The organism is Streptomyces sp. AK08-02 (assembly GCF_033795085.1).
Lineage (GTDB): Bacteria > Actinomycetota > Actinomycetes > Streptomycetales > Streptomycetaceae > Streptomyces > Streptomyces echiniscabiei.
Genome location: NZ_JARAZV010000032.1, coordinates 78,982 through 104,725, shown reverse-complemented (window position 1 = coordinate 104,725; position 25,744 = coordinate 78,982). Strand labels below are relative to the sequence as shown.

Annotated in this window: 18 protein-coding genes and 1 pseudogene; 8 read left to right on the top strand and 11 right to left on the bottom strand. The window is 72.3% G+C overall.

What is annotated here, in order from left to right:
- Nucleotides 1-4,517: non-ribosomal peptide synthetase (locus PV734_RS43830; protein WP_319198849.1), on the bottom strand; the 4,517-nt coding region annotated here is incomplete at its 3' end.
- 269 nt (nt 4,518-4,786) lie between these two features.
- On the opposite strand from PV734_RS43830, the gene PV734_RS43825 reads away from it, so the two are divergent.
- The gene (locus PV734_RS43825; RefSeq protein WP_319098145.1) at nt 4,787-5,863 is read left to right on the top strand and encodes a polyprenyl synthetase family protein; all 1,077 of its coding nucleotides are present in this window, start codon (nt 4,787-4,789) and stop codon (nt 5,861-5,863) included.
- Nucleotides 5,864-5,931: 68 nt separating this feature from the next.
- Here PV734_RS43825 and PV734_RS43820 read toward each other — a convergent pair whose 3' ends face one another.
- From PV734_RS43820 to PV734_RS43785, 8 genes are read right to left on the bottom strand one after another with little or no spacing between them, the layout of a single operon-like run.
- On the bottom strand, nt 5,932-6,870 hold the full coding sequence (locus tag PV734_RS43820; RefSeq protein ID WP_319294845.1) for a TauD/TfdA family dioxygenase: 939 nt from the start codon (nt 6,868-6,870) through the stop codon (nt 5,932-5,934).
- A 5-nt stretch (nt 6,871-6,875) separates the two neighbouring features.
- Entirely contained in the window at nt 6,876-7,694 is an 819-nt protein-coding gene (locus PV734_RS43815) for an enoyl-CoA hydratase/isomerase family protein (protein WP_319098147.1), read from the bottom strand.
- Nucleotides 7,695-7,701: 7 nt separating this feature from the next.
- Nucleotides 7,702-8,520: an alpha/beta hydrolase gene (locus tag PV734_RS43810; RefSeq protein WP_319098149.1), complete on the bottom strand. Its 819-nt coding sequence runs from the start codon at nt 8,518-8,520 to the stop codon at nt 7,702-7,704.
- The gene (locus PV734_RS43805) at nt 8,502-10,001 is read right to left on the bottom strand and encodes an amino acid adenylation domain-containing protein (protein WP_319294844.1); all 1,500 of its coding nucleotides are present in this window, start codon (nt 9,999-10,001) and stop codon (nt 8,502-8,504) included. Before PV734_RS43805 ends, PV734_RS43810 begins: the two co-directional genes overlap by 19 nt.
- Nucleotides 9,998-11,182, bottom strand: coding sequence for an acyl-CoA dehydrogenase family protein (locus tag PV734_RS43800; RefSeq protein ID WP_319098152.1), 1,185 nt, complete (start codon nt 11,180-11,182; stop codon nt 9,998-10,000). The genes PV734_RS43805 and PV734_RS43800 overlap by 4 nt, the downstream gene beginning before the upstream one ends.
- Entirely contained in the window at nt 11,179-12,567 is a 1,389-nt protein-coding gene (locus PV734_RS43795; RefSeq protein ID WP_319098153.1) for a TrpB-like pyridoxal phosphate-dependent enzyme, read from the bottom strand. The genes PV734_RS43800 and PV734_RS43795 overlap by 4 nt, the downstream gene beginning before the upstream one ends.
- Complete coding sequence (locus PV734_RS43790; protein WP_319098154.1) at nt 12,564-12,854, bottom strand: phosphopantetheine-binding protein; 291 nt, start codon at nt 12,852-12,854, stop codon at nt 12,564-12,566. Before PV734_RS43790 ends, PV734_RS43795 begins: the two co-directional genes overlap by 4 nt.
- On the bottom strand, nt 12,851-13,627 hold the full coding sequence (locus PV734_RS43785) for a thioesterase II family protein (protein ID WP_319098155.1): 777 nt from the start codon (nt 13,625-13,627) through the stop codon (nt 12,851-12,853). Before PV734_RS43785 ends, PV734_RS43790 begins: the two co-directional genes overlap by 4 nt.
- A gap of 201 nt (nt 13,628-13,828) precedes the next feature.
- Here PV734_RS43785 and PV734_RS43780 point away from each other — a divergent pair.
- The 5 genes and pseudogenes from PV734_RS43780 to PV734_RS43760 all read left to right on the top strand — a co-directional run bounded on the left by PV734_RS43780 (nt 13,829) and on the right by PV734_RS43760 (nt 19,372).
- Nucleotides 13,829-15,253: pseudogene (locus PV734_RS43780) on the top strand (aldehyde dehydrogenase family protein).
- Between the two features lie 111 nt (nt 15,254-15,364).
- On the top strand, nt 15,365-16,375 hold the full coding sequence (locus PV734_RS43775; RefSeq protein ID WP_319294843.1) for a terpene synthase family protein: 1,011 nt from the start codon (nt 15,365-15,367) through the stop codon (nt 16,373-16,375).
- A gap of 41 nt (nt 16,376-16,416) precedes the next feature.
- Nucleotides 16,417-17,313 (top strand): oxygenase MpaB family protein, encoded by an 897-nt coding sequence (locus PV734_RS43770; protein ID WP_319098162.1) that lies wholly within the window; start codon nt 16,417-16,419, stop codon nt 17,311-17,313.
- A complete protein-coding gene (locus tag PV734_RS43765) occupies nt 17,313-18,344 on the top strand; it encodes a cysteine synthase family protein (RefSeq protein ID WP_319098164.1) in 1,032 nt (343 codons plus the stop codon). Before PV734_RS43770 ends, PV734_RS43765 begins: the two co-directional genes overlap by 1 nt.
- The gene (locus PV734_RS43760; protein WP_319294842.1) at nt 18,341-19,372 is read left to right on the top strand and encodes an ornithine cyclodeaminase; all 1,032 of its coding nucleotides are present in this window, start codon (nt 18,341-18,343) and stop codon (nt 19,370-19,372) included. Before PV734_RS43765 ends, PV734_RS43760 begins: the two co-directional genes overlap by 4 nt.
- A gap of 122 nt (nt 19,373-19,494) precedes the next feature.
- On the opposite strand, the gene PV734_RS43755 is transcribed toward PV734_RS43760, so the two are convergent.
- The gene (locus PV734_RS43755) at nt 19,495-20,631 is read right to left on the bottom strand and encodes a CaiB/BaiF CoA-transferase family protein (RefSeq protein WP_319294841.1); all 1,137 of its coding nucleotides are present in this window, start codon (nt 20,629-20,631) and stop codon (nt 19,495-19,497) included.
- Nucleotides 20,632-20,830: 199 nt separating this feature from the next.
- On the opposite strand from PV734_RS43755, the gene PV734_RS43750 reads away from it, so the two are divergent.
- Together PV734_RS43750 and PV734_RS43745 are read left to right on the top strand one after the other, a co-directional pair.
- A complete protein-coding gene (locus PV734_RS43750; protein WP_319294840.1) occupies nt 20,831-22,468 on the top strand; it encodes an AMP-binding protein in 1,638 nt (545 codons plus the stop codon).
- Nucleotides 22,469-22,484: 16 nt separating this feature from the next.
- On the top strand, nt 22,485-23,516 hold the full coding sequence (locus PV734_RS43745; protein WP_319294839.1) for an LLM class F420-dependent oxidoreductase: 1,032 nt from the start codon (nt 22,485-22,487) through the stop codon (nt 23,514-23,516).
- 88 nt (nt 23,517-23,604) lie between these two features.
- Here the strand turns inward: PV734_RS43745 and PV734_RS43740 are convergent, their stop codons facing one another.
- Complete coding sequence (locus PV734_RS43740; protein ID WP_319294837.1) at nt 23,605-25,671, bottom strand: BTAD domain-containing putative transcriptional regulator; 2,067 nt, start codon at nt 25,669-25,671, stop codon at nt 23,605-23,607.
- Between the last annotated feature and the right edge of the window lie 73 nt (nt 25,672-25,744).

Genomic DNA, 25,744 nt, shown 5'->3' with positions numbered 1-25,744 from the left:
TTCCACTCCACCAACAACCGCCGAAACTCCACCCCCGACAACAACGGCACATCCCCCACCCGCACATCCGGATCCACCACCACCGCCCGCAACACACGCCCATAACGGTCGAGCAGCTCCTGCGCGGTACCGGCGTCAAAGGCGTCGGCCCGGTACTCCAGAGCGACCAGGATTCCCGAACCGCTCTGGCGCTCCCGCACGTTGAAGGACAGGTCGAACTTCGCCGTGCTGTTGGGCACGTCAAGCAGTCCCAGCCGCAGGCCTTGGACCGAGGGGAGCTCTCGGTGCGAGCCGTCCATCGACAGCATGACCTGGAAGAGCGGGTGCCGGGACACCGAGCGGACCGGGTTGAGCTCCTCCACCAGTCGCTCGAAGGGCAGGTCCTGGTGGGCATAGGCCGCGAGGTCGGTCTCCCGCACCCGGGCCAGCAGCTCGCCGAACGTCGGGTTGCCGGACGTGTCGGTCCGCAGAACCAGCGTGTTGTTGAAGAAGCCGACGAGGGGTTGCAGGGCCTCGTCCTCGCGGCCCGCGACGGGCGCGCCGAGGGCGATGTCGTCGCCTGCGCCGAGGCGGGTGAGCAGAGCGGCCAGCGCGGCCTGGAGCACCATGAAGGTGCTGGCGCCGGCGGACCGGGCGAGGGCGGTGACGCGAGCGTGCGTGTCCGCGTCGAGGTCGGCGGTCACGGTGCGGGCGTGCGGCGCGCTCGCGGCGGCCTCGGGCAGACGGTCGAAGGGCAGGTCGAGGTGGTCGGGCAGGCCCGCCAACTGCTCCTTCCAGTAGCTGAGTTGACGTACGGCCGTGTCGGACGGCGCACCCTCGTCACCGAGCAGGAGCCGCTGCCAGGCGGCGTAGTCGGCGTACTGCACGGTCAGCGGGGCGAGTTCGGGTGTACGACCCTGGGTGCGGGCCTCGTAGGCGGTGAGCAGGTCGGCCAGCAGCGGGGCGAGGGACTCACCGTCGGCGGCGATGTGGTGCAGCAGGAGCAGCAGGACGTGGCGCTGCCGGTCGACGGTGAACAAGGTGGCGCGCAGGGGGTGTTCGGTGCTCAGGTCGAAGGGGCGCGCGGTCTCCTCGGAGAGCAGGCCCGACAGTTCTGCCTCGGCAGCCGAGCGATGGCGCAGCTCCGCTCCAGCCTTGGTGATGTGCTGGCGCGGCGTGCCCTCGTGCTCGGGGTAGACCGTGCGCAGCACCTCGTGGCGGGCGACGACGTCACCGAGGGCGCCCCGAAGGGCGTCGGTGTCGAGGTCGCCGTCGAAGGTGAGGACGAGCGGGATGTGGTAGGCGCTGCCGGCACTTACCAGGCGGTGCAGGAACCACAGGCGGCGCTGGGCCGGGGAGAGTTCGGGGTCGCCGTCGCGCGGGACCGGGGTCAGCGCGGGGCGGGCGGCCGGCGCGTCGGCGAGGCGCTCGGCCAGGCGCCGTACGGTGGGCGCCTTGAAGACGGCGTCCACCCCGCACTCGACACCGAGGTTGGTGCGGACGCGGCGGCTGAGGCGGGCGGCGAGCAGGGAGTGGCCGCCGAGCTCGAAGAAGTCGTCGTCGATGCCAACCCGCCGCTGCTCCAGGGCCTGGGCGAACAGGGCGCACAGGCGTTCCTCGCGCGGGGTGCGCGGCGCGGTGTACCCGGTGCGGACGGTTTCGCCGACGGGGGCTGGGAGGGCCTTGCGGTCGGTCTTGCCGTGGGGGGTGACGGGGATGGCGTCGAGGACGGTGAGGGTGGCGGGCACGAGGTAGCCGGGGAGGCGGTCGGCCAGCGCGGCGCGGACGGCGGCGAGGTCGAGGTCGTGGCCGTCGGCGGGCACGAGGTAGCCCGCGAGGGCGGGGACCCCGCCTGGGCCGGAGCACACGGTGACGGCGGCCTGGGCAACCGCGTCCAGTTCGATAAGGGCGGCCTCGGCCTCGCCTGGCTCGACCCGGTAGCCGCGGATCTTCACCTGCTCGTCGGCGCGGCCGACGAACTCCAGGGTGCCGTCGGAGCGGTGGCGCACGAGGTCGCCGGTGCGGTACATGCGCTCGCCGGGCAGTCCGTGCGGGTTGGCGACGAAGCGTTCGCCGGTGAGGGCGGGGCGGCCGAGGTAGCCACGGGCCAGGGAGGCGCCGGCCACGTAGAGCTCGCCGGTCACGCCGAGCGGCACCGGCTGGAGGGCGGCGTCGAGGACGTAGGCGCGGCTGCCGATGACGGAACGGCCGATGGGCGGTTCGCCGGGGCCGGAGAGGGGTGCGCTGATGGTGGCGCAGACGGTGGTCTCGGTGGGGCCGTAGCCGTTGAGGAAGAGCCGTCCGGCCGACCATCGGTCGGCGAGCTCGCCGGGGCAGGCCTCGCCCGCGACGAGGATCGTCATGTCGGCGGGCAGGTCGCCCTCGGGGTTCATGACGGTGAGGGAGGACGGCGGCAGGATCGCGTGGGTGACGCCGGCCTCGCGGGTGAGGGCGGCCAGCGGGTCGCCGGGCATCAGCCGGTCGGCCGGCGCCAGGACGAGGGCGGCGCCGGCGAGCAGGCCCATGCACAGCTCGGGAACCATGGCGTCGAAGCCCAGGGAGGCGAACTGGAGGACGCGGTCGCCGGGCCGCACCCGCATGTGGCCGACGAAGGTGTCGGCGAGGTGCGGGATGCCGCGGTGGGTGACGACGACGCCCTTGGGGCGGCCGCTGGAGCCGGAGGTGTAGATCACGTACGCCGGGTGGTCGACCGTGAGCGGGGCGGTGCGGTCGGCGTCGGCGAGGTTCTCGGCGGGCGCCGCTGCACCGGCGGAGGCGTCGAGGACGAGCACCGGAGCCCCGCAGGCCTCGGCGAGGGGCGCCGTGGCGGAGTGGGCGAGGACGCAGTCCGGGGCGGCATCGTCGAGGACGTCATCGATGCGGGCGCGCGGGTAGCCGGGGTCCAGGGGCAGGAAGGCGGCACCGGCCTTGAGCACGCCGAGCACGGCGACGACGAGGTCGGTGCAGCGCGGCAGGAGCAGGGCGACGCGGTCCTCGGGGCCGATGCCACGGGCGGCGAGACGGCGGGCCAACTGGCTGGCGCGGGCGTTGAGTTCGGCGTAGGTGAGCGTCTCGCCGTTGAAGAGGACGGCCGGTGAGTCGGGGAAGCGGGCCGCCGCCCGCTCGAACAGCGCGGGGAAGGTGGCGGCGGGGTCGGCTGCCACCGGGAGCGCCTGCGGGACGACGAGGTCGCGTTCGGCGGCGTCGACGAAGTCCAGGCGTCCGACAGGGGTGTCGGGGTCCTCCAAGGCGCGGGCGACCCGGCCGAGGAAGCGGACGTACCGCTCCTGATGGGCGGCGAGTTCCTCGGCGCCGTACAGCTCGGGGTGGACGTCGAAGTCGACGCGGATCGCACTGCCGTCGGCGCGGTCGTACACCGAGACCGCGAGGTCCTCGATGAGCCGCAGCGACATGTTGTGGGCGTCGGCGCGGTGGCCGTGGAAGCGGATGTCGTAGGAGAACGGGACGACGTTGAGCAGCGGTCCGAAGAAGCGGCGGTGCTCGTGGCCGAGGCCGAGGTCGCGGCGCAGGTCCTCACCGCGGTAGCGCTGACGGCCGGACAGCTCGCGCAGGGCGGTGCGGGTGCCGGAAAGCAGGTCGCCCAGGGTGGTGGCGGGGCCGACGGCCACGCGCAGCGGCAGCACGTTGGCGACCATGCCGGGGGCCTTGCGGACTTCGTCCTGGGTGCGCGCGGTGACCGGCAGACCCACGACGACGTCCGCGAGCCCGGTCAGGCGGTGCAGGTACGCCATGGTGGCGGCGACGACGATCCGGGAGCGGGCCACGCCGATCCGCTCGGCGGCGTCGGTCAGGTCACGCTGGACGTCCTCGGACAGGACGACGGTACGACGGACGAACTCGGCGGTCGCCTTGAGCGGGCGCGGCGAGAGGGCGACCGGGTCGGGCCGGTCGACGAAGCGCTCCGTCCAGTAGGCGCGGTCCTCGCCGAAGGCGTCGGAGGCGCGGTAGTCGGCGTCGTCGCGCAGCAGGGTGCGCACCGAGTTGAAGGGCGACGGGTCGGGCTCGGTGTCCTCGGCCAGTGCCGTGTAGAGGTGGGCGACGCGCCGGACCAGGAGGGAGGCGCCGACGCCGTCGAGGAGGATGTGGTGGTAGGCGTGGTACCAGAACCAACGGTCCGCGCCGACCCGGAACAGGGCCTGGGTGAACAGCGGGGAGCGGGTCAGGTCGATGCGGCGGCGCAGGTCGCGGTCCATCCACGCCTCGGCTGCCTGGCGCGGGTCGGGCTCGGCGCGGACGTCGACGACGTGCAGCGTCCACTCGGGTGCGGGGCCGATCGTCTGCCGGGGGCCCTCTTCGGCCTCCAGGAAGCGGACGTGCAGCGCGTCCGCCTCGTCGACGAGGCGCCGCAGGGCCCGCTCGAACAGTTCCGGGTCCAGCGGGCCGTCGATCTCCAGGTATTCCGCCGCCCGGAAAATCGGGCTGTCGGGCTCGACCTGTTGCGCGAACCACACCCCTGACTGCGCACCGGTCAGAGGAAATATCTGCGCACCGTCGAAAGAAGACTGAGATCGCTCCATGACTCCTCGTCACCCTCACCCAGAAATATGCGGCGGACCCGGACCGGCGCTTTTCATCGCCGTGGTCGCTTCACACGGATCCGGCTTTCTTGCCATGCGGAGACTATGTCCGCCGGATCCGCCCCACCTGGACGGTCGCTGGACGGGGAGCTGCCCCTGCCCCTGCTGAGGACGGTGCGCGGAGAGAATGGGCGATGCCATTGGACGAGATGAGGCAGCGTCATTCATTCAGTCCGGTCCGACCGCTGCCCGGCACGAGGAGAGCTGACATGTCGACCGCCCCGCCGGTGAGCCAGGAATTCACGGACACCGACATGACGGAAATACTCACGGCCCGCGACGATCTGCTGCACCGCGTCGAACAGCGCCTGAGGGATTTCCTCGACCATGAGCGCCGGGTGTGGGAATCCCTCAACCCGGATTCGACGGAACTCATCGACTGCGTCGCCGATATGGTCGGCAGCGGAGGAAAACGGCTGCGCCCCGCGTTCTGCGTGGCCGGCTATCTGGCAGGTGGGGGCGACCCCCGGGCCGAGGAGATCGTCGACGTCGCGGCGGCGCTCGAGCTGCTGCACAGCTTCGCTCTGCTGCACGACGACGTGATGGACGACGCCGAGCTGCGCCGCGGTGCCCCGACGGCACAGAGCACCCACGCCGCCCTGCACGCGGACCGGGGCTGGCGCGGTGAGGCCCGGCGCTACGGCGAGAGCGTGGCCGTCCTCGCGGGCGACCTGGCGCTGGTGTACGCCGAACGGCTGCTCGCCGGCTGCCCGCAGCGGGTGCGGCCGGTCTGGGGTGAGCTGTGCACGGAGTTGATGATCGGTCAGTTCCTGGATGTGCGGGCGGCGGCCCGGTTCACCCCCGACGCGGAACTGTCCAGCTGGATCGCCTTGTTCAAGTCCGGTCGGTACACGGTCTTCCGGCCGCTCGCCATGGGTGCGCGGCTCGCCGGAGCCGATGAGCTGGTGGCGCCGTTCGAGACATACGGCCTCGCGGTGGGTGAGGCGTTCCAGTTGCGGGACGATCTGCTGGACGCGTTCGGCAGCGCGACCGCCACGGGCAAGCCCGCTCGGCTGGATCTCAAGCAGCACAAGATGACGCTGCTGATGTCGTTGGCGTTGCAGACGGTGCCGGAGGTGCGGGAGTTGGTGGATGACGAACTGGCCGCGACCGACCCGGACGAGCTGCACGATCTGTTGCTGCGGACCGGCGTCCGGGACCGGGTCGAGTCAGTGATCGCCGAGCGGATGGCCGCGGCGCAGGACGCGCTGCGGGGGACGGTTCGAGCCGACTGGGCAGAGGGGTTGCGCCGGATGGCCGTGCAGGCCGTGTACCGGGACCACTGAACGAGAGGAAGGGGGAGGCCGCGGTGGCCTCCCCCTTCTTGATGTGTATCCCGGCAGGTGTTCCCCGATCAGCCGGACATGGCGACCAGGATCCGTCGTCGGCCCGTGTAGGCCCGCCTGCCGTGCGCGACGGCCACGTTGTCCACGAACAACAGATCGCCCTCCTGCCAGTCCACGTCGATCGCCAGTCGCATCCCCGTCTCCTGGACATGGCGCACGTGGGCGTCGAGGATCGGTGAGCCGTCCGCGAACACGGCGCGCTGGGGGAGTTCGTCCTCGGGAATCACGGCGGCCAGCGCCGCGGCGTCGTCGCCGAGACCCGCGGGATGGAACTGGTCGGCCTGGTTGAACCAGACCTCGGTCCCGGTGACCGGGTGGGTGAGGGTGGCCGGACGCACCTGGCTCACCCGCAAAGAGCCGTCGGCGAGCCACTCATGGTCGGCGCCGGTGCCCGCCAGGAACTCCTCCACCACGGCGCGGTCGTCCGTCTCGAACGTGTCCTGCCAGCTCTTGCCGAAGCCGACACCGTCGTGCAGGTTCTGTGTGTACCGGACGCCGCCGGCGAACGCCTCGCGTACCTCGGCGTCCAGGGACCGAAGCCACAGTTGCCCGTCGACGACCGGGGTGGCACCGCCCGTCTCGGCGGCGATCGCACAGTGGAAGAGGATGCGCGAGGGCCAGGAGGCGGCGTACGACATCTCGTTGTGCATGGAGATCTCGTACTCGGCCGGGTACTCGGTGGAGGTGTAGAGGTTGCGGCCGACCTTGGTGCGCGGGGAGTTGCCGTGCACATAGGCGAGCCGGTCGGGCAGCAGCAGGTTGGCGAGGGGGTCGTAGGAGTCCTGGGTGACGGCGAAGCCGCGCAGGACGACGGCCTTCTCGCGGACGAGGAGGTCGCCGAGGTCGGTGCCGCGCAGGAACTCCGCGAGCCCCTCCGGGCTCGCGTCGACGCCCGCCTCGGCAGAGCCGATCAGCTTCGGCGCCCAGGTCGTCATGGTCGGGGGCATGGTTCTCACTCCTCGGGGGTGGCCGTGAACAGCGGGGGGCGGCGCTCCTGGAACGCGGTCACCGCCTCCCGGACGTCGGGCGACTTGGCCGCCACGACCTGTACGGGGATCTCGCGGTCCAGTGCGGCGCGCAGGGAGGGCGCGTCGGCGTTGGACTGGAGGATGTGCTTGGTCAGGCGCAGCGAGACGGGGCTGTTGCCGGCGATCTGCTCGGCGGCGTCCATCACGCTCGGCATCAGGTCCTGGATGGCGCAGACCCGGCTGGCGAGCCCGCGTTGGAGGGCCTCCTCGGCGGTGACGAACCGTCCGGTGAGCAGCATCTCGGAGGCGAAGCCGAAGCCGGCGATCCGGGGCAGCAGCCAGGAGGCGCCCATGTCTCCACCGGACAGGCCCATGCGCACGAAGGCGGCGCGCAGCCGGGCGCGGGCGGTCAGGACGCGGACGTCGGCGGCGAGCGCGAGCGACAGGCCCGCCCCCGCGGCGACGCCGTCGACGGCTGCCACCACGGGCTGCGGCAGCTCGCGCAGCGCGGCGATCACCGCTGACTGCCGCTCCAGCAGCCCGGTCAGCTCCAGCGGGCCAAGGTCGGCGACCCGGCCGACCTCGTCGATGTCGTAGCCGGAGCAGAAGGTCTCCCCCGCCCCCTTCAGGACCAGCACCCTCGCCGAGGGGTCTTGGGCGAGGTCGACGCAGAGCGCGCCGAGTGCCGCGAAGACCTCCTCGGTGAGGGCGTTGGCGCGGTGGGTGCGGTTCAGGGTGGCGGTCACGACGCCGTCGCGCGGCCTGGCCACCACCACGACGGGGGCTTTCTCGTCAGCCGTCATGGGCGGCTCACACTCCGATCAGGTTGGTTCCGGCGAGCCGGTCGTGCAGAAAGTTCAGGGCCGAGGGCAGGGCGCCGTCCACGAACTCCCAGTCGTGGCCGCCTGGCCGCTCCCGGTACTCCACCGGCCAGCCCTGCTCCTCCAGGGCGGCACGCACGCAGCGGTTCATCCGGAGCATGCGCGCGTGGTCGCCGGTGCCGACGTCCAGGTAGAGCGCGGGCGGCGGCAGCGGCTCCTCGCGTGCGATCAGCCGGTACGGGTCGTACGTCTCTCTGGTCGCACTGCCCGGCGGCCCCCACACCCGTTCGTGGCTCTCCACGGTCGGCATGACGAACCCCGGGTCGCCGCGGTGCTCGCGGTATGGGTCGCCGATTCGTCGGGGTGCCTCGAAGGCGCCTGCGTGGGAGGCGACGGCGCCGAAGAGGGCGCGGTGGCGCAGGGCCAGGAAGAGGGCCGTGGCTCCGCCCATGGAGAATCCGCCGACGGCCCGCGCGGACCGCTGTGGAAGCGTGTGGAAGCGGCCGTCGACGGCCGGGACGAGCTCGCGCACGAAGTGGTCCTCGTAGCGCAGTCCGGCGTGGTCGTTGACGAACCAGCGGCGCCCGCTCTCGGGCATGACCACGATCAGCCTGCTGCCGTCCAGGTGCTCGCCGAGCCGGGTGCGCTCCAGCCAGGTGCCGCGCCCTCCGCCGTAACCGTGCAACAGGTAGAGGACCGGGTGGGCGGGGCCGGCCTCCCCGTAGTCCGCGGGCAGCAGGACGGTGGCGCGCTTGGTTCGGCCGAGGACGGCGCTGGGGACGTCCAGGGTCAGGACTGTGCCGGGCACGGCGCCTCCCCGGCAGCGAGCGCCCGACGGTCGGCCTTGCCGGTCGAGGTGCGCGGGAGGGCCTCCAGGAGATGGAAGGCGGACGGCACCATGTAGTTGGGCAGGGTCTTCAGGCAGTGCCGGCGCAGGTCGGCCGGGTCGGGGCGGACCCCGGCGGCGGGCACGAGGTGGACCTCCAGGGTGGTGGCGTCGGAGCCGCCGGACGGGTCCGGTACGGCGACGCACACAGCCTCGTGGACCTCGGGCAGTTCCAGCAGCCGGGCCTCGATCTCCTCGGGCTCGATGCGGTAGCCGCGGACCTTCACCATGTGGTCGCGGCGGCCGAGGAAGACGTACCCGTGGCCTGCCTCGTGGCGGACCAGGTCGCCGGTGCGGTGGATGCCCGGGGAGTCCTGCGGCAGGCCCCAGTAGCCGAGCATCACCGAGTCACCGGCGATGCACAGCTCGCCCTCCGCGCCCGGCACATCGGGGACCGGCCCGCCGGCCGCGTCCAGCAGCACGGCCTTGGCGTAGGGGCAGGGCAGGCCGATGGGCGGCGGGGCGGTGCGGCCGGGGGCGAGGTCCTCGTCGGTGACGCGGTGGAAGGTGCACACGTTCGTCTCGGTGGGCCCGTACAGGTTGTACAGCTCCGCACGGGGCAGGGCCGCGCGCAGCCGCCGCAGGTGCTTGAGCGGGAACCTCTCGCCCGCGAACAGCACTCGGCGCAGCGGCCCGGACTCCAGCAGCTCGCGGTTCTTCGCGTCGAGCATGCGGATCAGAGCGCCCGGCACGGAGTACCAGACGGTGATCCCCTCCTCCGCGACCAGCCGGTTGAGGGCGACGCCGAGCCCGCGCCGGTTCTCCGGCACGAGTACGAGACAGGCCCCGGCGCGTACGGTGGCGAACAGGTCGAAGACGGAGAGGTCGAAATGGAGCGGGGCGTGCGAGGCCACCCGGTCATCCCCGCCGAGCCCCACCTCGGCCGCCGCCCAGTCGACGAACGCCAGGGCGTTGCGGTGCGACAGCATCACGCCCTTGGGGTTGCCGGTGGAGCCGGAGGTGTACAGGACGTAGGCGAGGTCGTCGGGGCCGGGCCGGACGGGCGGCACCGGCTCGTGCCCGGTGTCCGTCGCGAGGACGACCGGGTACGGCTCCTCACCCTCCAGCAGCTCACGCCGCCCCTCGTCGGTCACCAGGGCGGTGACCCGGCAGTCGCCGAGGATGTACGCCGCCCTGGCCGGCGGCGCCGCCGGATCCACCGGCACGTACGCCGCCCCCAGCCGCAGCACCGCGTGCACGGCTACGACGGTCTCGGCGGACTTGGCCAGCCACAGCCCGACGCGGTCGCCGGGGCCGACACCGGCCGCACGCAGCGCCCCCGCCAGGGAACCGGCGGCCCGGTCGAGTTCGGCATACGACAGGGTCCGCCCGTGGTCGCGAAGCGCGGGCGCGGCGGGCCGCTCGGCGGCGGCGCGCGTGAGCAGGTCGGCAAGGGTCGTCACGGTGTGTGTCTCCCGTCCGCGGTGTGCCGCGCCCGGACGGTGAGGCCGAACTTGTCGGCCATCACCTTGCGCTGCATGTCGGAGGTCCCGGAGGAGATCCGGGTGCCGAGGGCGTCCCGGAGGTTGCGTTCGGCGTCGGTGCCGGTGGTGTAACCGAGGCCGCCGAAGAGCTGGACGGCGTCCAGGAAGGTCTGCACGGCGGACTCGCTGGTCTCCAGCTGGGCGGCCTCGGCGAACACCGAGGCGGTGATGCCCTGGCCGAGGTCCCAGGCGGCCCGGTAGGTGAGCAGCTTGGCGGCCTCCAGCCGGACCTGCATGCCGACGACGCTGTGCGCGACGGAGGGATGGCGGCCGATGATGCTGCCGAACTGCTCACGGCTGCGGGCGTAGTGGCCGCACTCGTCGATCTGCCGCTGCATGGTGCCGAGCAGCGGGGCGAGGATGAGAGACCGTTCCCAGGCCATGGCGGTGGCCAGGATCTTCGAGCCCTGCTTCTCCGCGCCCAGCCGGTTGGCGACGGGGACACGGCAGTCGCGCAGGACGACCTCGCCCCACGGCGCGGTGCGCAGCCCCATCTTCTCGAAGCCTGTCTCGACGGTGAGTCCGGGGGTGTCGCGGTCGACGAGGAAGGCGGTGACGCCGGTGAAGCCGAGCTCGGGGTTGACAGTCGCGTAGACGATGAACACGTCGGCGACGGGTGCGTTGGTGACGAACCGCTTGGTGCCGTCAAGGACGTAGTGGTCGCCCTCGCGGCGGGCCGTCGCGGACAGCGACAGCGCGTCGGAGCCGGAGCCGGCCTCGGTGATGGCGTGCGCGCCGATGCTGCTGCCGTCGACGAGGGCGGGCAGATAACGGCGCTTGTGCTCCTCGCTGCCGAAGTGCAGCAACGGCAGCTCCATCGCCCACACATGGGCTCCTACGGCGATCAGCAGCCCGTTGTCCCGGCAGCCCCGCCCCAGCCCCTCCAGGGCCAGGGCGCAGGTCAGCGGATCCAGGCCGAGGCCGCCGGACTCCGCGGGGACGGGCAGCGCGAACACCCCGGCGTCCGCGCAGCGCTGCCAGTCGCCCGGCTGGAGGGAGCAGGTGCGTTCCCGCTCCGCCAGGTCCGCGCCGAGCGTGGTGCCGAGCGCGCGCAGCCGCTCGGCCAGCGCGCTCTGCTCGTCGGTGGGGCTGAGGATCATGACACCGCACCGACGGGTTCGACGTCCGGGAGGTCCGCCAAGGAGGCGTCGATGGCCTCGTCGGAGACGACGTGGTCGGCCAGCTCGCCCGCCAGGTACTGCTGGTAGGCGGCCATGTCGAGCAAGCCGTGGCCGCTGACGTTGAGCAGGATGACCTTCTCGGTGCGCTCCTCGCGAGCCTTGACCGCCTCGTCGACGGCAGCCCGGACGGCGTGCGCGGACTCGGGGGCGGGCACCAGGCCCTCGGCGCGGGCGAACAGCACGCCCGCCTCGAAGACGTCGTTCTGACCGTAGGCGACGGCCTCCATCAGGCCCTGGTCGTACAGCGCGCTGACCAGCGGAGCGGCGCCGTGGTAGCGCAGCCCGCCGGCGTGCACGTCCGGGGCGACGAAGGTATGGCCGAGGGTGTACATCTTCGTCATCGGGGTGGTTCCGGAGACGTCGTTGTAGTCCCAGGCGTACCGGCCGCGGGTGAGCTTGGGGCAGGCCTCGGGCTCGACCGCGACCAGGCGGGTGGCGGCGCCGGTGCGCAGCCGCTCCCGGTGGAAGGGGAAGGCGAGCCCGGCGAAGTTGCTGCCGGCGCCCATGGAGGCGACGACGACGTCCGGGAACTCGCCGACGGCTTCGAGCTGTTTGAGCGCCTCCTCGCCGATGACCGTCTGGTGCAGCAGGACGTGGTTCTCCCCGCTGCCCACGCAGAACCGGCCGCCCGAGACGGACTTCGCGTACTCCAGTGCCTCGGCGTTGGCGATGGACACACTGCCCGCGCTCCCGGGCTTCTCGGCGAGGATCCGCCGCCCGGTCTCGGTCAGCCCGCCGGGGCTCGGTACGACCCGGGCGCCGTGCAGCTCCATCAGGACCCGGCGGTAGGGCTTCTGGTCGTGGCTGACCCGGACCATGAACACGGTGCACTCAAGGTCCATGGCCCGGCAGGCCTGAGCCAGGGCGCTGCCCCACTGCCCGGCGCCCGTGCCGGTGGTGAGGTGCGCGACACCGGACTTCTTGTAGTAATAAGCCTGCGCCAGGGCCGTGTTGAGCTTGTGGCTGCCGACCCCGTTGGCGCCCTCGTACTTGTAGTAGATGCGGGCCGGGGTGTCGAGCTCGCGCTCCAGGGCGCGGGCGCGGATCAGCGGGGTGGGCCGCCAGCGCTGGTACTCGGCCCGGACTTCGGCGGGGATCTCCACGAAGCGCTCGCGGCCCACGCTGGTCCGGTACATCGACAGCGGGATGTTGGGGGCGAGCCCTGCTCCGCCGCCGCCCGGTTCGGTGCGCGGGCGGGCCCGGCGAACGTCGGCCGTGGGCACGTCCAGGTCGGCCAGGATGTTGTACCAGTGGGTGGGGACGTCGTCCTCGTGCAGCAGAACCTGGTTGCGGGTCACCTTCATACGGCGCCGTCCCGTACGGCGGCGGTCTGCATTTTGCGGCTGATCAGCGTGATGAGGTCGCCGACGTTCTCCAGGTCCGCCTCCATGATGTCCTCGTCCTCGATATGGCCGCCGAATTCCGCCTCGACCGCCATCAGTAGTTGCAGCAGATTGAGCGAGTCGAGGCGGATCGTCGGCGAGTAGAGCGAGATGTCATCACGTATTTCCGCCGGGCTCAGCCGCAGATCGAGTACGTCGACCATGATTTCTCGGACGCGGCGGGCGATTTCTTCGTTGTGACCGATCATTTCCAGTTTCCTCCCAGCCGTTCGGCGATGTCGGCCAGAAGCACGTCTTCGTGGTCCGACAGATAGAAATGCCCTCCGGGAAAGACACGGGACGAGAACTCGGCGGAGGTGAGCTCCCGCCAGGCGAGCGCGTCGTCCGGGTCGACGCTGGGATCGGCGTCACCGACGTAGGCGGTGACCGGAGCGGTCAGCGTGCGGCCCGCCGCGGGCCGGTAGGTCTCTATGAGCCGCAGATCCGCACGCATCGCAGGCAGCACCAGCGGACGGAGTTCAGGGTCCGCCAGCACCACCCGGTCCATCGCGCCGAGTTCACCGAACCACTCCACCATCTCGTCGTCGTCCCTGAGATGTACGTCCGTGTGGGTCCTCGGGCGCCGCGGGGAGGCCGCGCCGGACACGAACACCCGCTGCGGCCTGGCCCGGTAGCGGTGTTCCAGACGCAGCGCCACCTCGTAGGCGACAGCGGCGCCCATGCTGTGCCCAAAGAGGGCGAAGGGCCGGTCAAGCAGCGGGACCAGGGCCGCGGCGACGCCGTCGGCGAGCGACTCCATGTCCTGGAGGCACTCCTCCGCCAGCCGGTCCTGACGGCCCGGGTACTGCACGGCGACCGTCTCGACGCCCGCCAGGGGGGCCTGGGCCCAGCCGTGGAACGCGCCGGCGTTGCCGCCCGCGTGCGGCAGGCAGAAAAGCCGCAGAGAGGGTGACTCCAGCGGTCGGTATCTCTTGATCCAGGCGCTGTCGCCATGCGGTGGGCGAATGTGAGTCAGGGTCACTGATGGCCTCTCCATCGGAAGACGAACACGACCGGCCAATTACGGTTCGACACCCTAGTCACAAAATTCTTCGGACGGCCGCCGAGTCACGTCCGGGGGCAGTTGTCCATTCAGGTTGCCTCCAGTCGTCTGTACGCCGGTTGGGCGAGGGTTTGACTTACCTGATGCACCACCCGACGCCTGAAGGGTTTTTCACCGGACATGGATTCATTGCCACTTGGCTCGGTTTATCTGGACGGCCGTTGGGCCGCTCCGGAAACCGGGGAGACGCTCCCCGTCGAGAATCCGGCCACCGAGACGGAGTTCGCCCGGGTGCCGGCGTGCGGCGCGGCGGACGTACGGCGGGCCGTGGCGGCGGCGCGGGCGGCGGGACCGGTCTGGGCCGCCACGGACCGCGCCGCCCGCGCGCAGGTGCTGCTGTCGCTTCGCGACGGGCTCGCCGAGCACCACTAGGACATGGCGCGGCTGATCACCCGCGAGATGGGCTCGCCCCTCTCCTTCTCCCGCAAGGTGCAGGCGGGACTTCCCCTGAAGGTCCTGGAGGGCTTCGCCGAGGCCCTGAAGGCCGACCCGGGCGAGGAACGGATCGGCCACTCCCTGGTGCTGCGCGAGCCGGCCGGGGTGGTGGCCGCGATCACGCCGTGGAACTACCCCCTGCACCAGGTGATCGCCAAGGTGGGCGCGGCGCTGGCCGCAGGCTGCACGGTGGTGCTGAAGCCGAGCGAACTGTCCCCGTTGTCGGCGTACTTGCTCACCACGCTGATGGACGGCCTGGGCCTCCCCCCGGGCGTCTTCAACCTCGTCCCCGGCCGGGGCACGGAGGCGGGCCGCGCGCTGGCGTCGGCCGACGGCGTGGACGTGGTGTCCTTCACGGGCTCGCTACGGGCGGGCCGGGAGGTAGGCGCGGCGGCGGGCGCGGGCATCAAACGGATCTGCCTGGAGCTGGGCGGCAAGTCGGCGACGCTGGTCCTCCCGGACGCGGACCTCCCCACGGCCGTCACGGACGCGGTCCACGCGGCCCTGCACAACGCGGGCCAGACCTGTTCGGCCCGCAGCAGACTGCTGGTCCCGCGCGCTTGTCTGTCGGAAGCGACGGACGTCATCCGCGCCGCGCTGTCGGCCTACGTCCCGACCGACCCGACGGACCCGGCGTGCCGCCTGGGCCCCCTGGTCTCACGGACCCAGCGCGACAGGGTCCAGGAGTACATACGGGCGGCGGAGACGGCGGGCGCCCGACGCATCTCGGAGACGCCGCCCGAACTCCCGCCCCTCGGCCACTACATGGCCCCCACGGCCTGGGCGGACGTACCGCCGGACGCCCCCCTGGCCCAGGAGGAGATCTTCGGCCCGGTCCTGACCGTCCTCCCCTACGACGACGAACGGCAAGCGATCGACCTGGCCAACGCCACACCGTACGGCCTGGCGGCGACAGTCTGGTCGTCGGACCAGGCCCACGCCGAGCAGGTGGCCCGCCACCTCAGAGCAGGCCAGATCGACATCAACGACGCCCGCTTCAACCCCTCGGCCCCCTTCGGCGGCTACGGCGCGTCCGGGGTGGGCCGAGAACTGGGCGCGGAGGGCATCCGCGAGTTCGAGCAGACGAAGTCGCTCCAACTACCGGCCTGAGCAAGCAGAGAGCCGCAGCTACCGGCCAGATCCCGCCGAAGGACGAAGCCGAGGCGGGCGTATCACCCACCGACCCCAACCTCACGACGGTGCCCCATGACAACCCTCCGCATGCCACCCCTCCGTTCCGACTTCTCCGCCCGCATCAGCCCTTTCACCGACCGCGTCGAAGACAGCACGCGCGCGTTCGTGGCCCGCTTCGACCTCGTCCCCGACCAGCCCTCCCAGGACCACCACGCCCGCTCCCTCCTCGGCACCCTCATGTCCCGCGCCTATCCGGACTCCGCCGAGAAGGAACTCGCCCTGGTCACCGACTGGATCAGCTGCATGCTCGTCCTGGACGATCAGTTCGACGAAACAGCCCTCGGCCAGGACCCCGACCGCCTCCGGCGCGTCTGCGACGAAGTCCTCAGCTGGCTCCCACCCGACGGCACCGTCCCCACCCACCCCCCGGCCCCCGAAGCCGCCTCCCTCAGCCGCGTCTTCCGCCCGGCCTACGCCGACCTGTGGAGCCGTACCGCCTCCTGCACCTCGGACACCTGGCGCACCCGTTTCGCCACCCACATCGGCGCCTTCTTCGACACCTGCGTCTGGGAGGCCCGCAACCGCCTCACCGGCCGCGTGCCGAGCCTCGCCGAGTACGTCGATCACCGCGGCCGCGCCCTGATGCCGTACCTCGACCTCATCGAGGTGACCACGCACTACGAGGTCCCCGAGGAGATTTACGGCCTGCCTGAGTTCACCGAGATGAACCAGGCCCTCTCCGACGCCGACCTGTGGACCAACGACCTCTTCTCCTGCGAGAAGGAGGCCCTCCTCGGCGACCCGCACAACCTGGTCCTGGTCCACCGGCACGAGCACGGCTGCGACCTCCAGACCTCCGTCGACGCGGTCGGCGCGATGACCCAGGAGCGCTTCGACCGCTTCGCCGAACTGACCCGCTCCTTCCCCCGCCCCGCCCTCGCCGCCGACCTCTCCCCGGCCGAGCTCACGGCCCTGCGCCGGCACGTCGAGGGCCTGCGCAGCTGGCTCAGCGGCCAACTCCAGTGGCGCTACGAGACCGGCCGGTTCGATCCGACGCGGCCCGCGGTGGTCTCGGCCACCGGCTCGACCCCACTGTGACGGGCTCGCCCATGCAGACCACCAGCGATCGAGGAACGCGCATGCGAGACCGGTTCGCGACCCTGAAACACCTCCGGACACTCGACCCCAAGGCCGACCACCAGACGATCCACCGCATATCCAGCGACCGCGAATTCCCCTGGGACTACGGCCGCGGCCTGGAAGTGGCGATCTGGCGCACCTGCTGCGTCCCCCGGATATCCCAAACCCTCGACGGCAGCAGCGAGTTCGCGCAGCGTGCCCAGAAGCGCTACGACGACACCCGCATTCTGCTCGGGGAAATGGTCCGCGGCGGATACGACTCCGAACGCGGCCGGCAGGCCCTGCGCCAGATCAATCTCGCCCACCGCCGTTTCGACATCGACAACGCCGACATGCTCTATGTGCTGTCCACGTTCGTCTTCGAACCTGTCCGCTGGATCGACCGCTGGGCGTGGCGCCGGGTCAGCGAGACCGAGCGGCTGGCGGCGTTCTACTTCTACACGGAGATCGGGCGCCGGATGAACATCCGCGACCTGCCCACCGACGTCGACGCCTTCGAGGAGTTCAACCGCGAGTACGAGCGGGAGCACTTCCGCCCGGCGCCCAGCAACCATCGCGTCGGCTCCCACATCCTGAGGCTCTACGCCTCCTGGTACCCGCGCCCGGTCAGCGATGTCGTCGCCGCCACTCTCCCATGCCGCCTGGACACCGCGGCCCGCGAGGCCCTCGGCATGCCCGAACCGCCCCGCTGGGCCCGCGCCCTGAACTCCGTAGGACTGAAGGGACACGCGGCGGCCGAGCGGGTCGCGCCCGCGTCGATGGCCCGGCTGATGACCCGCCCGACGGCCCGGACCTATCCGGGCTACCCACGCGGCTACCGCATCGCCGACATCGGCCCGGAGCACGCCAGAGCAGACCACCAAGAGCAGGTCATAGCGGCAGGGAACGATCACTGATGACATCGCTCGACGCGCTGGCGGCGCCCCTTCAGCCCCGTATCGGCGGCACCCCCCTGGTCCCGGTTCGCGTGCCCCTCGTGATCGGGTCGGTGCGCCTGTGGCTGAAGCTGGAGTGGAACAACCCGTTCGGCTCGATCAAGGCCCGTACCGCGGAGTCCCTGCTCAACTCCCTGGAGGAGAGCGGCCGGATGGGACCGGGCAGCCGGGTCGTGGAGTCGACCTCCGGCAATCTCGGCATCGCGCTCGCCGGTCTGTGCGCCTCGCGCGGCTACGCCTGCACCCTGGTCGTCGAACCGAGCACCCCGCACCGCAGCGTGGACCGGATGCGCGAGCTCGGCGCCGACGTGGTCGTGGTGGCGGACGTGCCCGGCGGCCGCACCCTCGACGCCCGGCTGCGGGCGGTCGAGGAGCTGCTCCGGCAGGACCCCGACGCCGTGTGGACGGACCAGTACCGCAACCCCGCCAACCCCGGCGTGCACGAAAGCCGGACCGGCGCCGAACTGCTGCGGGAGGCGCCGGGCGGGGCGTTCGACGCAGTCGCCGTGGCGGTCTCCACCGGCGGCACGCTGGCCGGGATCGCCCAGTTCTTCCGGGACCGGCTGCCCGCGGCCCGGGTCATCGCCGTGGACGCCGTGGGCTCCGCGGCCCTCGGCGGCCCGCCCGCGGACCGGCCGTACAAGCTCGCCGGGTTCGGCTCGGGCCGCGCCTCCGACTTCGTCCTGCCCCACCACTTCGACGACGTCGCCCGGGTCCGCGACGAAGACGCGGCCGCGGCCTGCGTGCAGGTCCGGCAGGCCATCGGACTCTCGCTGGGCGGCAGCGCCGGAGCCGCCGTGCTGGCCGCCGTGGTCCGTGCCGCGCAGGACCCGGCGCTGCGCGAGATCGCCTGCGTGTGCCCGGACAGCGGCGAGAAGTACCCCCTCGACGAGACAGCGGCGCGGGCCGGATCGACTGCGGCACCGGAGATCACCGCCGCCCTCGCGGCCCTCGCCCACGCCACCCGCGGACAGGAGACAGCCATCCCATGACCGACTCCCCCATGCCCTCCCTCACCTACCTCAGCAGTACGGACGTGACCGGCATCTGTGCCGGCCTGCCGGTCGTCGACATCGTCGAGGACACCCTGCGTGCCGTGCACGCCCGGACCGCCGGGCTCACGCCGGAGGCCGCGCTGCGTTGGGCCACGCCCACCGGCGCGGCCGCGCGCAGCCTGATCCTGCCCGGCTGGTCCGGCGACGCCTACGGTTGCAAGATCATCAACGCCTCGCTGGGCAACCACCGCTTCGGCCTGCCCCGCGCCGCGGGCCTGGTCGTCCTCAACGACCCGGAGACCGCCCGGCCCGCCTGGGTGATGGAGGGCGGCCTGATCAGCGCCCTGCGCACGGCGGGCGTGTCCCTGGCCGCCGTCCGCGCGCTGCGGGACCCCGACAGCGTCACCGAGGCCGCCTTCATCGGCTGCGGCCGCCAGGCGGAGGTCCACCTGGACCTCCTCCTGCGGACCTGCGCGAAGCTGTCCGAGGTCGTCCTCTACGACCATGAAGCCGGCCGCGCGCGTCGACTCGCCGCCGCTCTCGGCACATCGGCCCCTCATCTCACCGTCTCCGTAGCGGCCGACGCCCGCGACGCGGCGGGCCGGGCCCGGCTGGTGGTGGCGGTGACGACGGCCACGACGCCGTACGTCGAACTGGACTGGCTCTCCGCGGGCTCGATCTTCGTCAACGTCTCCCTCGACGACGCCGCCGAGAGCCTGCTGCTGGGATGTGACGCGCTCTTCGTCGACGACTGGCAGCTGGTCGCCGAGGACGAGCACCGGCTGCTCGGCAAGCTCGCCCGGGCCGGGCGGGTCAGCGGTCCGGGCGAACCAGCCCCGGAGGGCGGCCGAAGCGTCGACGCCACCCTCCCGGCGCTGGTCTCGGGCGAGTTCACCCGCCCGCTCGCCGCCACGGACCGAGTGGTGGTCAACCCGTTCGGCATGGGCGTGCACGACATCGCCGTGGCCGCGGCGGTCCGCGACCGGGCGGTCGAGCAGGGCCTTGGCCTGACGTTGCCGCATTGACGCGGAAGGGCTGGTACCCCGAGCAGGGGTACCAGCCCTTCCGTGGCCTGAGCGGAGCCCTGGCGAAGTCAGCCGCGGTTCGGCAACGTCTCAGGGGGCGCGGCGCTGTATCGATATGCGGCTCAGCCCTCAAGCACCTCCGCGGTGTGCTCCCCGTGTGCCGGCGCCGCGCCGCGCAGCGAGTCCAGACCCGCGCCGAAGCGCACCGGGAACCGCACCTGGCGGCGCGGCCGGTCGGCGGCGGAGCCCGGCAACGTGCCCACGAGTTCCCGCTCGACGGTGTGCGGGTCAGCCAGCATCTCCTCGGCGGACTCGTAGACCGGCGCCCAGGGGATGTCGAGACCGGCCAGGACCGAGGTCCACCAGGCGAAGTCCCGCTGTGCGAACACCTCGGCGAGCACCTTGGCGACCTCGTGCTTCGCCCGGGTGCGGGCGGGCCGCCGGTCGTAGGAGCCGTCGTCCAGGACGGGGAACTCCGGTGCCAGGGCCTGCCGGAAGGCCACCCAGAACTTGTCCTCGAAGGTGGCGAGCGCGATCCGGCGCCCGTCGGCCGTCGTGAACAGGTCGTTGTCCCCGGTGACCAGCGGGCTGTCCACCGGCTCGGCCCGTTCCAGCAACGGCAGCGCGAACGGCCCGCTCCAGGCCGCGGCGGCCTCGTGCAGCGACACGTCGAGATGCTGGCCCTCACCGGACTCCCGCGCGGCGAAGACGGCCACGAGGGTGGCGTACGCGGCGTACATCGCGCCCGCCAGATCCGCTACCCGCACGCCCGCCCGGTCCACGCGGCCGGTCGTGCGATGCGGTACGGCGAAGTACCCGGACAGGGCGAGAAAGTTGAGGTCGTGGCCGGGCCGTCGCGCGTACGGCCCGCTCTGCCCGAAGCCGGAGACGGAGCAGAGCACGATCCGCGGATTGGCCTCACGCAGCCGGTCGTAGCCGAGCCCCATCGCGTCCAGCACGCCCGGCCGGTAGCTCTCCACGACGACCTCGCTGTCGGCGACCAGCCGCAGCAGGTCCGCGCGCCCCTCCTCGGTGCGCAGATCGAGTATCACCGACCGCTTGTTGCGGTTGAGCGCGGCGAAGGCGTCCGGGTCCACGAGCCGTCCGTAGTCGCCGAGTCGGGGGTCCTCGATCTTGATGACGTCCGCGCCCAGATCTGCCATCATCAGCGTCGCGAATCCCCCGGGCAGCAGCCGGGACAGATCCAGGACCCGCAGGCCCGACAATCCGGGCCAGGCACCCGCCGGATTCCACATCATAAAGAACTCCCCAGCATTTCCCAGTGGTTGACGGCAATCTGCACGGTAAGTACCCGTGTGAACACGCAACTGGAGAGATCCTGGATTTCCTGCTGCCGCTTTCCCGCGGGGCCCCGGCGAGGGCCGGATGCTTTTCGAGAGTGTCTGCCGTCCCCTCGGCCGGATGCGGCCGCCCGCCCTCTCCCGAAGGAGCCCGTTCATGCCCTCCGCACCTGATGTGTCGTCCTGGCCCGCGGACCGGTCGGTTCCGCTCTTCGACCGGTCCGTCGGTGCGCTGCTGCGGGACGCGGCCGCGGCGCACGGGGACACCGTCGCCCTGGTGGGCGTGCCCGACGGCGGACGCCCCCGCCAGGAATGGACGTACCGCGAACTCCTCGCCGAGGCCGAGTCGGTGGCGGCCGGCCTGCTCCAGCGTGTCGGACGAGGCGACAAGGTCGCCATCTGGGCACCGAACGTGGCCCGTTGGCCGGTGTTCGCCTACGCCGCGGCGCTGGCCGGCACGACCCTCGTGACGCTGAACCCGGCGCTGCGCGCGGACGGTCTGGAGCACGCCCTGCGGGTCTCCGGCGCCTCGCTCCTGCTGCACGCCGAGCACGAAAGGGACCGCGACATGGCCGCCGTCGTCCACGAGGTCACCCCGCGCCTGCCGGCCCTGCGCCATGTCGTCCCGCTCTCGGCGTGGGACTCGCTCCGGGCGAGCGGCCCTCTGCCGACGGACGAGGAAGTCCGCGCGGTTCCGGCCCAGTTGCAGTTCACCTCGGGCACGACGGGGACGCCGAAGGCGGTCCTGCTCTCCCACCGCGCGGTGGTCAACGTGGCCCGGCTGACCTTCGAGGGGCTCGGCGTCCCGCAGGGCGTCACCGTGGTCTCCCCGTTGCCGATGTTCCACACCGCGGGCTGTGTCATCTCCAGCCTGGGACCGCTGTGGAGCGGCGGCACGTTCGTCCTCATGGAGCGCTTCCACCCGCTGGCCGTTCTGGAGGTGCTGCGGGAGTCGCCGGGCGCGCTGCTCACCAGCGTGCCGACGGTGCTGACCTCGCTGTGCGAGGTGGCCGCGGCCGCGCGGGGCCCGCGCCCGGTGCTCTCCGCGGTGCTCACCGGTGCCGCCCCGGTGCGTGCCCAACTCATTCTGGAGACCGAGGAGTTGTTCTCCACCACCGTCTTCAACCTGTACGGGCAGACCGAGACGGCCTCCGTGCTGACCCTGACCCGCCCGGAGGACTCCGCCGAGCTGAAGACGACCACGGTGGGCCGTCCGCTGCCGCACGCCGAGGTGCGCGTGGTGGACCCGGCGACCGGCCGGGTGCAGCCGTTCGGCGTCCAGGGCGAGATCTGCGCCCGCGGCTACCAGCAGATGCTCGCCTATCACGGCGACGAGGAGGCCACAGCCCGCAAGGTCGACGCGGACGGCTGGCTGCACACGGGGGACCTCGGCTCGATGGGCGCGGACGGCACCCTGCGGGTCGCGGGGCGCCTCGACGACCTGATCATCCGCGGCGGCGAGAACATCTCCCCGGCCGCCATCGAGGAGATGCTGTGCACCCTGCCGGAGGTCCGGGACGCCGTCGTCGTCGGCGTCCCGGACGACAAGTACGGCGAGGTGGTGGCCGCCGTCCTCCAGCCCGCCGCCGGGAGCGCCGGGCCCGCGGCCGTCACGCTGCTCGCCGAGTGCGCGCGACGGCTGCCCCCGAACATGGTGCCCGCCGCCCTGTACCTCGCCGAGGACCTGCCGCTGACCTCCTCGGGGAAGATCCAGCGCTTCCGGGTTCGTGAACTGCTCCTGGCGGGCCTGCTGCGCGACCTGACGGACCGCCCGGTCGCCACGGCGCGGGCCTGAGACCCAGGACGACACCATGAAGATCTCGACGCAGCTGCGCTACGAGGGGGACATCGTCCAGGCGTCCCGTGACGTCACCGCGCTCGAACGGGCCGGCCTGGATCTGATCTGGGTGCCCGAGGCGTACGGCTTCGACGCGCCCAGCTTCATGGGCGCGATCGCCGCCCGCACCGACCGGGTGGAGATCGGCTCGGGCATCCTGTCGGTCTACACCCGCACCCCGGCCCTGCTCGCCATGACGGCCGCCGGTGTTGACGCTCTGTCCGGGGGGCGCGCCCACCTGGGCCTCGGCGCTTCCGGCCCGCAGGTCGTGGAAGGCATGCACGGAGTGCCGTACCGCACGCCGGTCGCCCGCACCCGGGAGACCATCGAGGTGATGCGGGCCTTCTGGCGGCGCGAGCAGCCGGTGACGTACGACGGCTCCACGCTCCGGCTCCCCCTGCCCGGCGGACCGGGAACGCCGATGCGGCTACTGACCCCGCCGGTGCGGCCGGAGGTGCCGGTGTGGGTGGCCGCCCTCGGCCCGCGCAACGTACGCATGACGGCCCAGACGGCCGACGGCTGGTTGCCGATGTTCTTCGCGCCGGAGTGGAGCGACCGCGTCTTCGGCGAGGCGCTCAAGGCCGGCACCGCCGCCCGCGACCCCGGCCGCGCCCCGCTGATGATCTCCGCGGGCGGCCTGCTCGCCGTCGGCCCCGACGCGGCCCGCCACCGCGACCGGGCCCGCCGCCAACTGGCCTTCTTCATAGGCGGAATGGGGTCCCCGGGCCGCAACTTCTACTACGACCTGATCTCCCGCTACGGCTTCCCCCGCGAGGCCGAGACCATCCAGTCCCTGTTCCTCCGCGGCGACCGCAAGGCAGCGGCAGCCGCAGTACCCGACGCCCTGCTGGAGGCCACCACACTCTGCGGCCCCAAGTCCTACGTCAAGGACCGCGTCGCCGCCTACCGCGAGGCCGGGGTGACCCACCTGGAGGTCACTCCGGTCACCGAGGAGGGCCAGACCGAGACGGACCTGATCAGCCAGCTGAAGGAGCTGACCACCTGACCCACGTCACACCATCCCGCCCGGCACAGGGTGGCAAGCCGGAGCGCCCTGCGCCTCCTGCCGCGAGCGCCCCGGCCGCCGCCTCGTCTCACGCCGCCCTGCCTCGTACCCCCACCTCTCGGCGCAGGGCGGCGAGGCGGGTGAGGGGCAGAAAGGCGTACTCGCCGCCGGAGCGGGCCGGGCCCTCCAGGATCTGGCGGTCGACCAGGGTTTCCAGGAGGTCCTCCGCCTCGCGCGGGGAGCAGCCGAGGAGGCGGGACGTGGCGGCGATGGTGAACGAGCCCGCGGTGCCGACGAGGACGGACAGGGCGTCGCCCAGCCCGCTGCCGGGCTCCGGCAGGGCACGGGCGATCCGCTCGGCCACGTGCAGGTCGCCCATGACCAGCTCGTCGAGACGTCGGCGCGGGTCCTCCAGGCGCTCCGCCAGCCGGGACAGCGGCCAGTGCGGCCGGACCGCGAGCCGCATCCCGGCGACGCGCACGGCCATCGGCAGCCCGCCGCACAGCGCGGCGATACGGTCGGCCGCCCCGCGCTCCGCGTCCACTCGGCCCTCTCCGAGCACGGACGACAGCAGGGCGGCCGCCTGGTCGGCGTCGAACGGCGTGATACGGAAGTGCCGTGCGCCCTCCAGACCGGACAGCGGCTCCCTGCTGCACACGAGCAGCGCGCTGCTGTTCCCGCCCGGCGCGAACGGGCGCACCGCCTGCTCCCCGGTCCCGAGGTCGAGGACGACGAGGAGCTGCCGCTTGGCCAGCAGCCCCCGGTACAGGGCGGCACGGGCGGGCAGCGGCTCGGGCACGGCCTCGGCCGGCACGCCCAGCGCGGTGAGGAAGCGGCCCAGCAGCAGCCGTACCTCCTCGGGCGCACCCGTGTGCAGTTCGCCGTGGAGAACGCCGTCGCGGAAGGTGGGCCGGGAGGAGGCCGCCACCCGGGCGGCCAGGGTGGACTTGCCCACGCCGACGGGCCCGTACAGCGCGGCGACGGGGGCGGCGCCGAAGGCGACCTGCGGGCCGCGCCCGGTCAGGTGATGCAGGATCCGCTGCTGTTCGGGACGGTCGACGTAGTCGCGGATGCCGCGCGGCATCTGGAACGGGCGCACCGGCTCCCCCGCGGTGCGTCGCGCGGCCGGACGCGGAACGGCCTCCTCGTCCGTGCACAGAATGCCCGACTGCGCGCGGCGTAGGTCGTCGCCCGCGCCGATGCCGCTGTCGTTGCGCAGCCGCCGGTCGACGGCGGCGAACAGCTCCAGCGCGGCGGCGCGTTGACCCGATCCGGCCAGCGCGCTGACGAGCCGGGCGTGCACTCCTTCATGGAGGGGGTTGTCCCGGGCAACGGGCCCCAGGTGATCGATGACGCCCTCGTAGGGCCCCCGTGGCAGGACGAGGTCGGCGAGCCGCAGGGCGGACGTCACGCGCTGGTGTCGGGCCTCCACCGCGACGGGGTGGTCCATGAGCCCGGGTCCCATACCCTGCAGCACGGGTCCGCGCCACAGGGTGAGGGCCTCTTCGAGCAGAGCGGCCTCTCTCTCGGGCCGTTCCGCCTCCCGCTCCTGCGCGGCCAGCGCGGCGGATCTGCGGAACCGCAGCAGATCGAGCTGTTCCGCCTCGGGGACGAGCAGTTCGTAACCGCTGGAGCGGCGCATCAGCGAGGCGGGCGGGGCCTCGTCGCCGGTGTGCGTCTCCAGCAGCTGGCGTATTCGGTAGACGTAGGTGTGGATCAGCTGCCCGAAGGAGTCGGGTATGTCGTCGCCCCACAGGATGTCGGTGATCTCGTCGCGGTCGACGGTCTGGTTCACCCGCAGGGCCAGCAGCCCCAGCAGTCTCTGCTGCTTGGGGGTGCCCGCGGTCACCTCGGCCGTCCCGCGCCGCACCGCGAGCCTGCCGAGGATCTGGAGGGCGAGGGGCTCGTCGGCGGCGTAGGCCGCCTGGCCGGACTCGGCGGGCGCCGGGTCCGGGAAGAGCACGGGCTCGTCGAGAACCTCGGCCAGCCGCTGGAGCGAGCTGGCCCGGGGCGCCCGGACCCTGCCCTGCTCTATCTCTCTGAGCGTGCGCAGACTGAGTCCCGATCTCTCGGCGACCGCCCGCTGACTGACTCCCCGCCGCACGCGCGCGGTCCGGACGATGGTGGCGATATCTCGGTGCACGATCAGCGACATGCCCTTCCAGGCCCTTTCCTGTTTCTGCGAGTAAGCCGAGTGCTGCGCGGGCAGCCAACCACGGCTGAGCGGA

Bases quoted from the DNA above. Each gene is read 5' to 3' on its own strand.
- PV734_RS43825 (WP_319098145.1), top strand. From the start codon at position 4,787: ATGTCGACCGCCCCGCCGGTGAGCCAGGAATTCACGGACACCGACATG.
- PV734_RS43820 (WP_319294845.1), bottom strand. From the start codon at position 6,870: ATGCCCCCGACCATGACGACCTGGGCGCCGAAGCTGATCGGCTCTGCC.
- PV734_RS43815 (WP_319098147.1), bottom strand. From the start codon at position 7,694: ATGACGGCTGACGAGAAAGCCCCCGTCGTGGTGGTGGCCAGGCCGCGC.
- PV734_RS43800 (WP_319098152.1), bottom strand. From the start codon at position 11,182: ATGATCCTCAGCCCCACCGACGAGCAGAGCGCGCTGGCCGAGCGGCTG.
- PV734_RS43795 (WP_319098153.1), bottom strand. From the start codon at position 12,567: ATGAAGGTGACCCGCAACCAGGTTCTGCTGCACGAGGACGACGTCCCC.
- PV734_RS43790 (WP_319098154.1), bottom strand. From the start codon at position 12,854: ATGATCGGTCACAACGAAGAAATCGCCCGCCGCGTCCGAGAAATCATG.
- PV734_RS43775 (WP_319294843.1), top strand. From the start codon at position 15,365: ATGCCACCCCTCCGTTCCGACTTCTCCGCCCGCATCAGCCCTTTCACC.
- PV734_RS43770 (WP_319098162.1), top strand. From the start codon at position 16,417: ATGCGAGACCGGTTCGCGACCCTGAAACACCTCCGGACACTCGACCCC.
- PV734_RS43765 (WP_319098164.1), top strand. From the start codon at position 17,313: ATGACATCGCTCGACGCGCTGGCGGCGCCCCTTCAGCCCCGTATCGGC.
- PV734_RS43760 (WP_319294842.1), top strand. From the start codon at position 18,341: ATGACCGACTCCCCCATGCCCTCCCTCACCTACCTCAGCAGTACGGAC.
- PV734_RS43755 (WP_319294841.1), bottom strand. From the start codon at position 20,631: ATGATGTGGAATCCGGCGGGTGCCTGGCCCGGATTGTCGGGCCTGCGG.
- PV734_RS43750 (WP_319294840.1), top strand. From the start codon at position 20,831: ATGCCCTCCGCACCTGATGTGTCGTCCTGGCCCGCGGACCGGTCGGTT.
- PV734_RS43745 (WP_319294839.1), top strand. From the start codon at position 22,485: ATGAAGATCTCGACGCAGCTGCGCTACGAGGGGGACATCGTCCAGGCG.
- PV734_RS43740 (WP_319294837.1), bottom strand. From the start codon at position 25,671: ATGTCGCTGATCGTGCACCGAGATATCGCCACCATCGTCCGGACCGCG.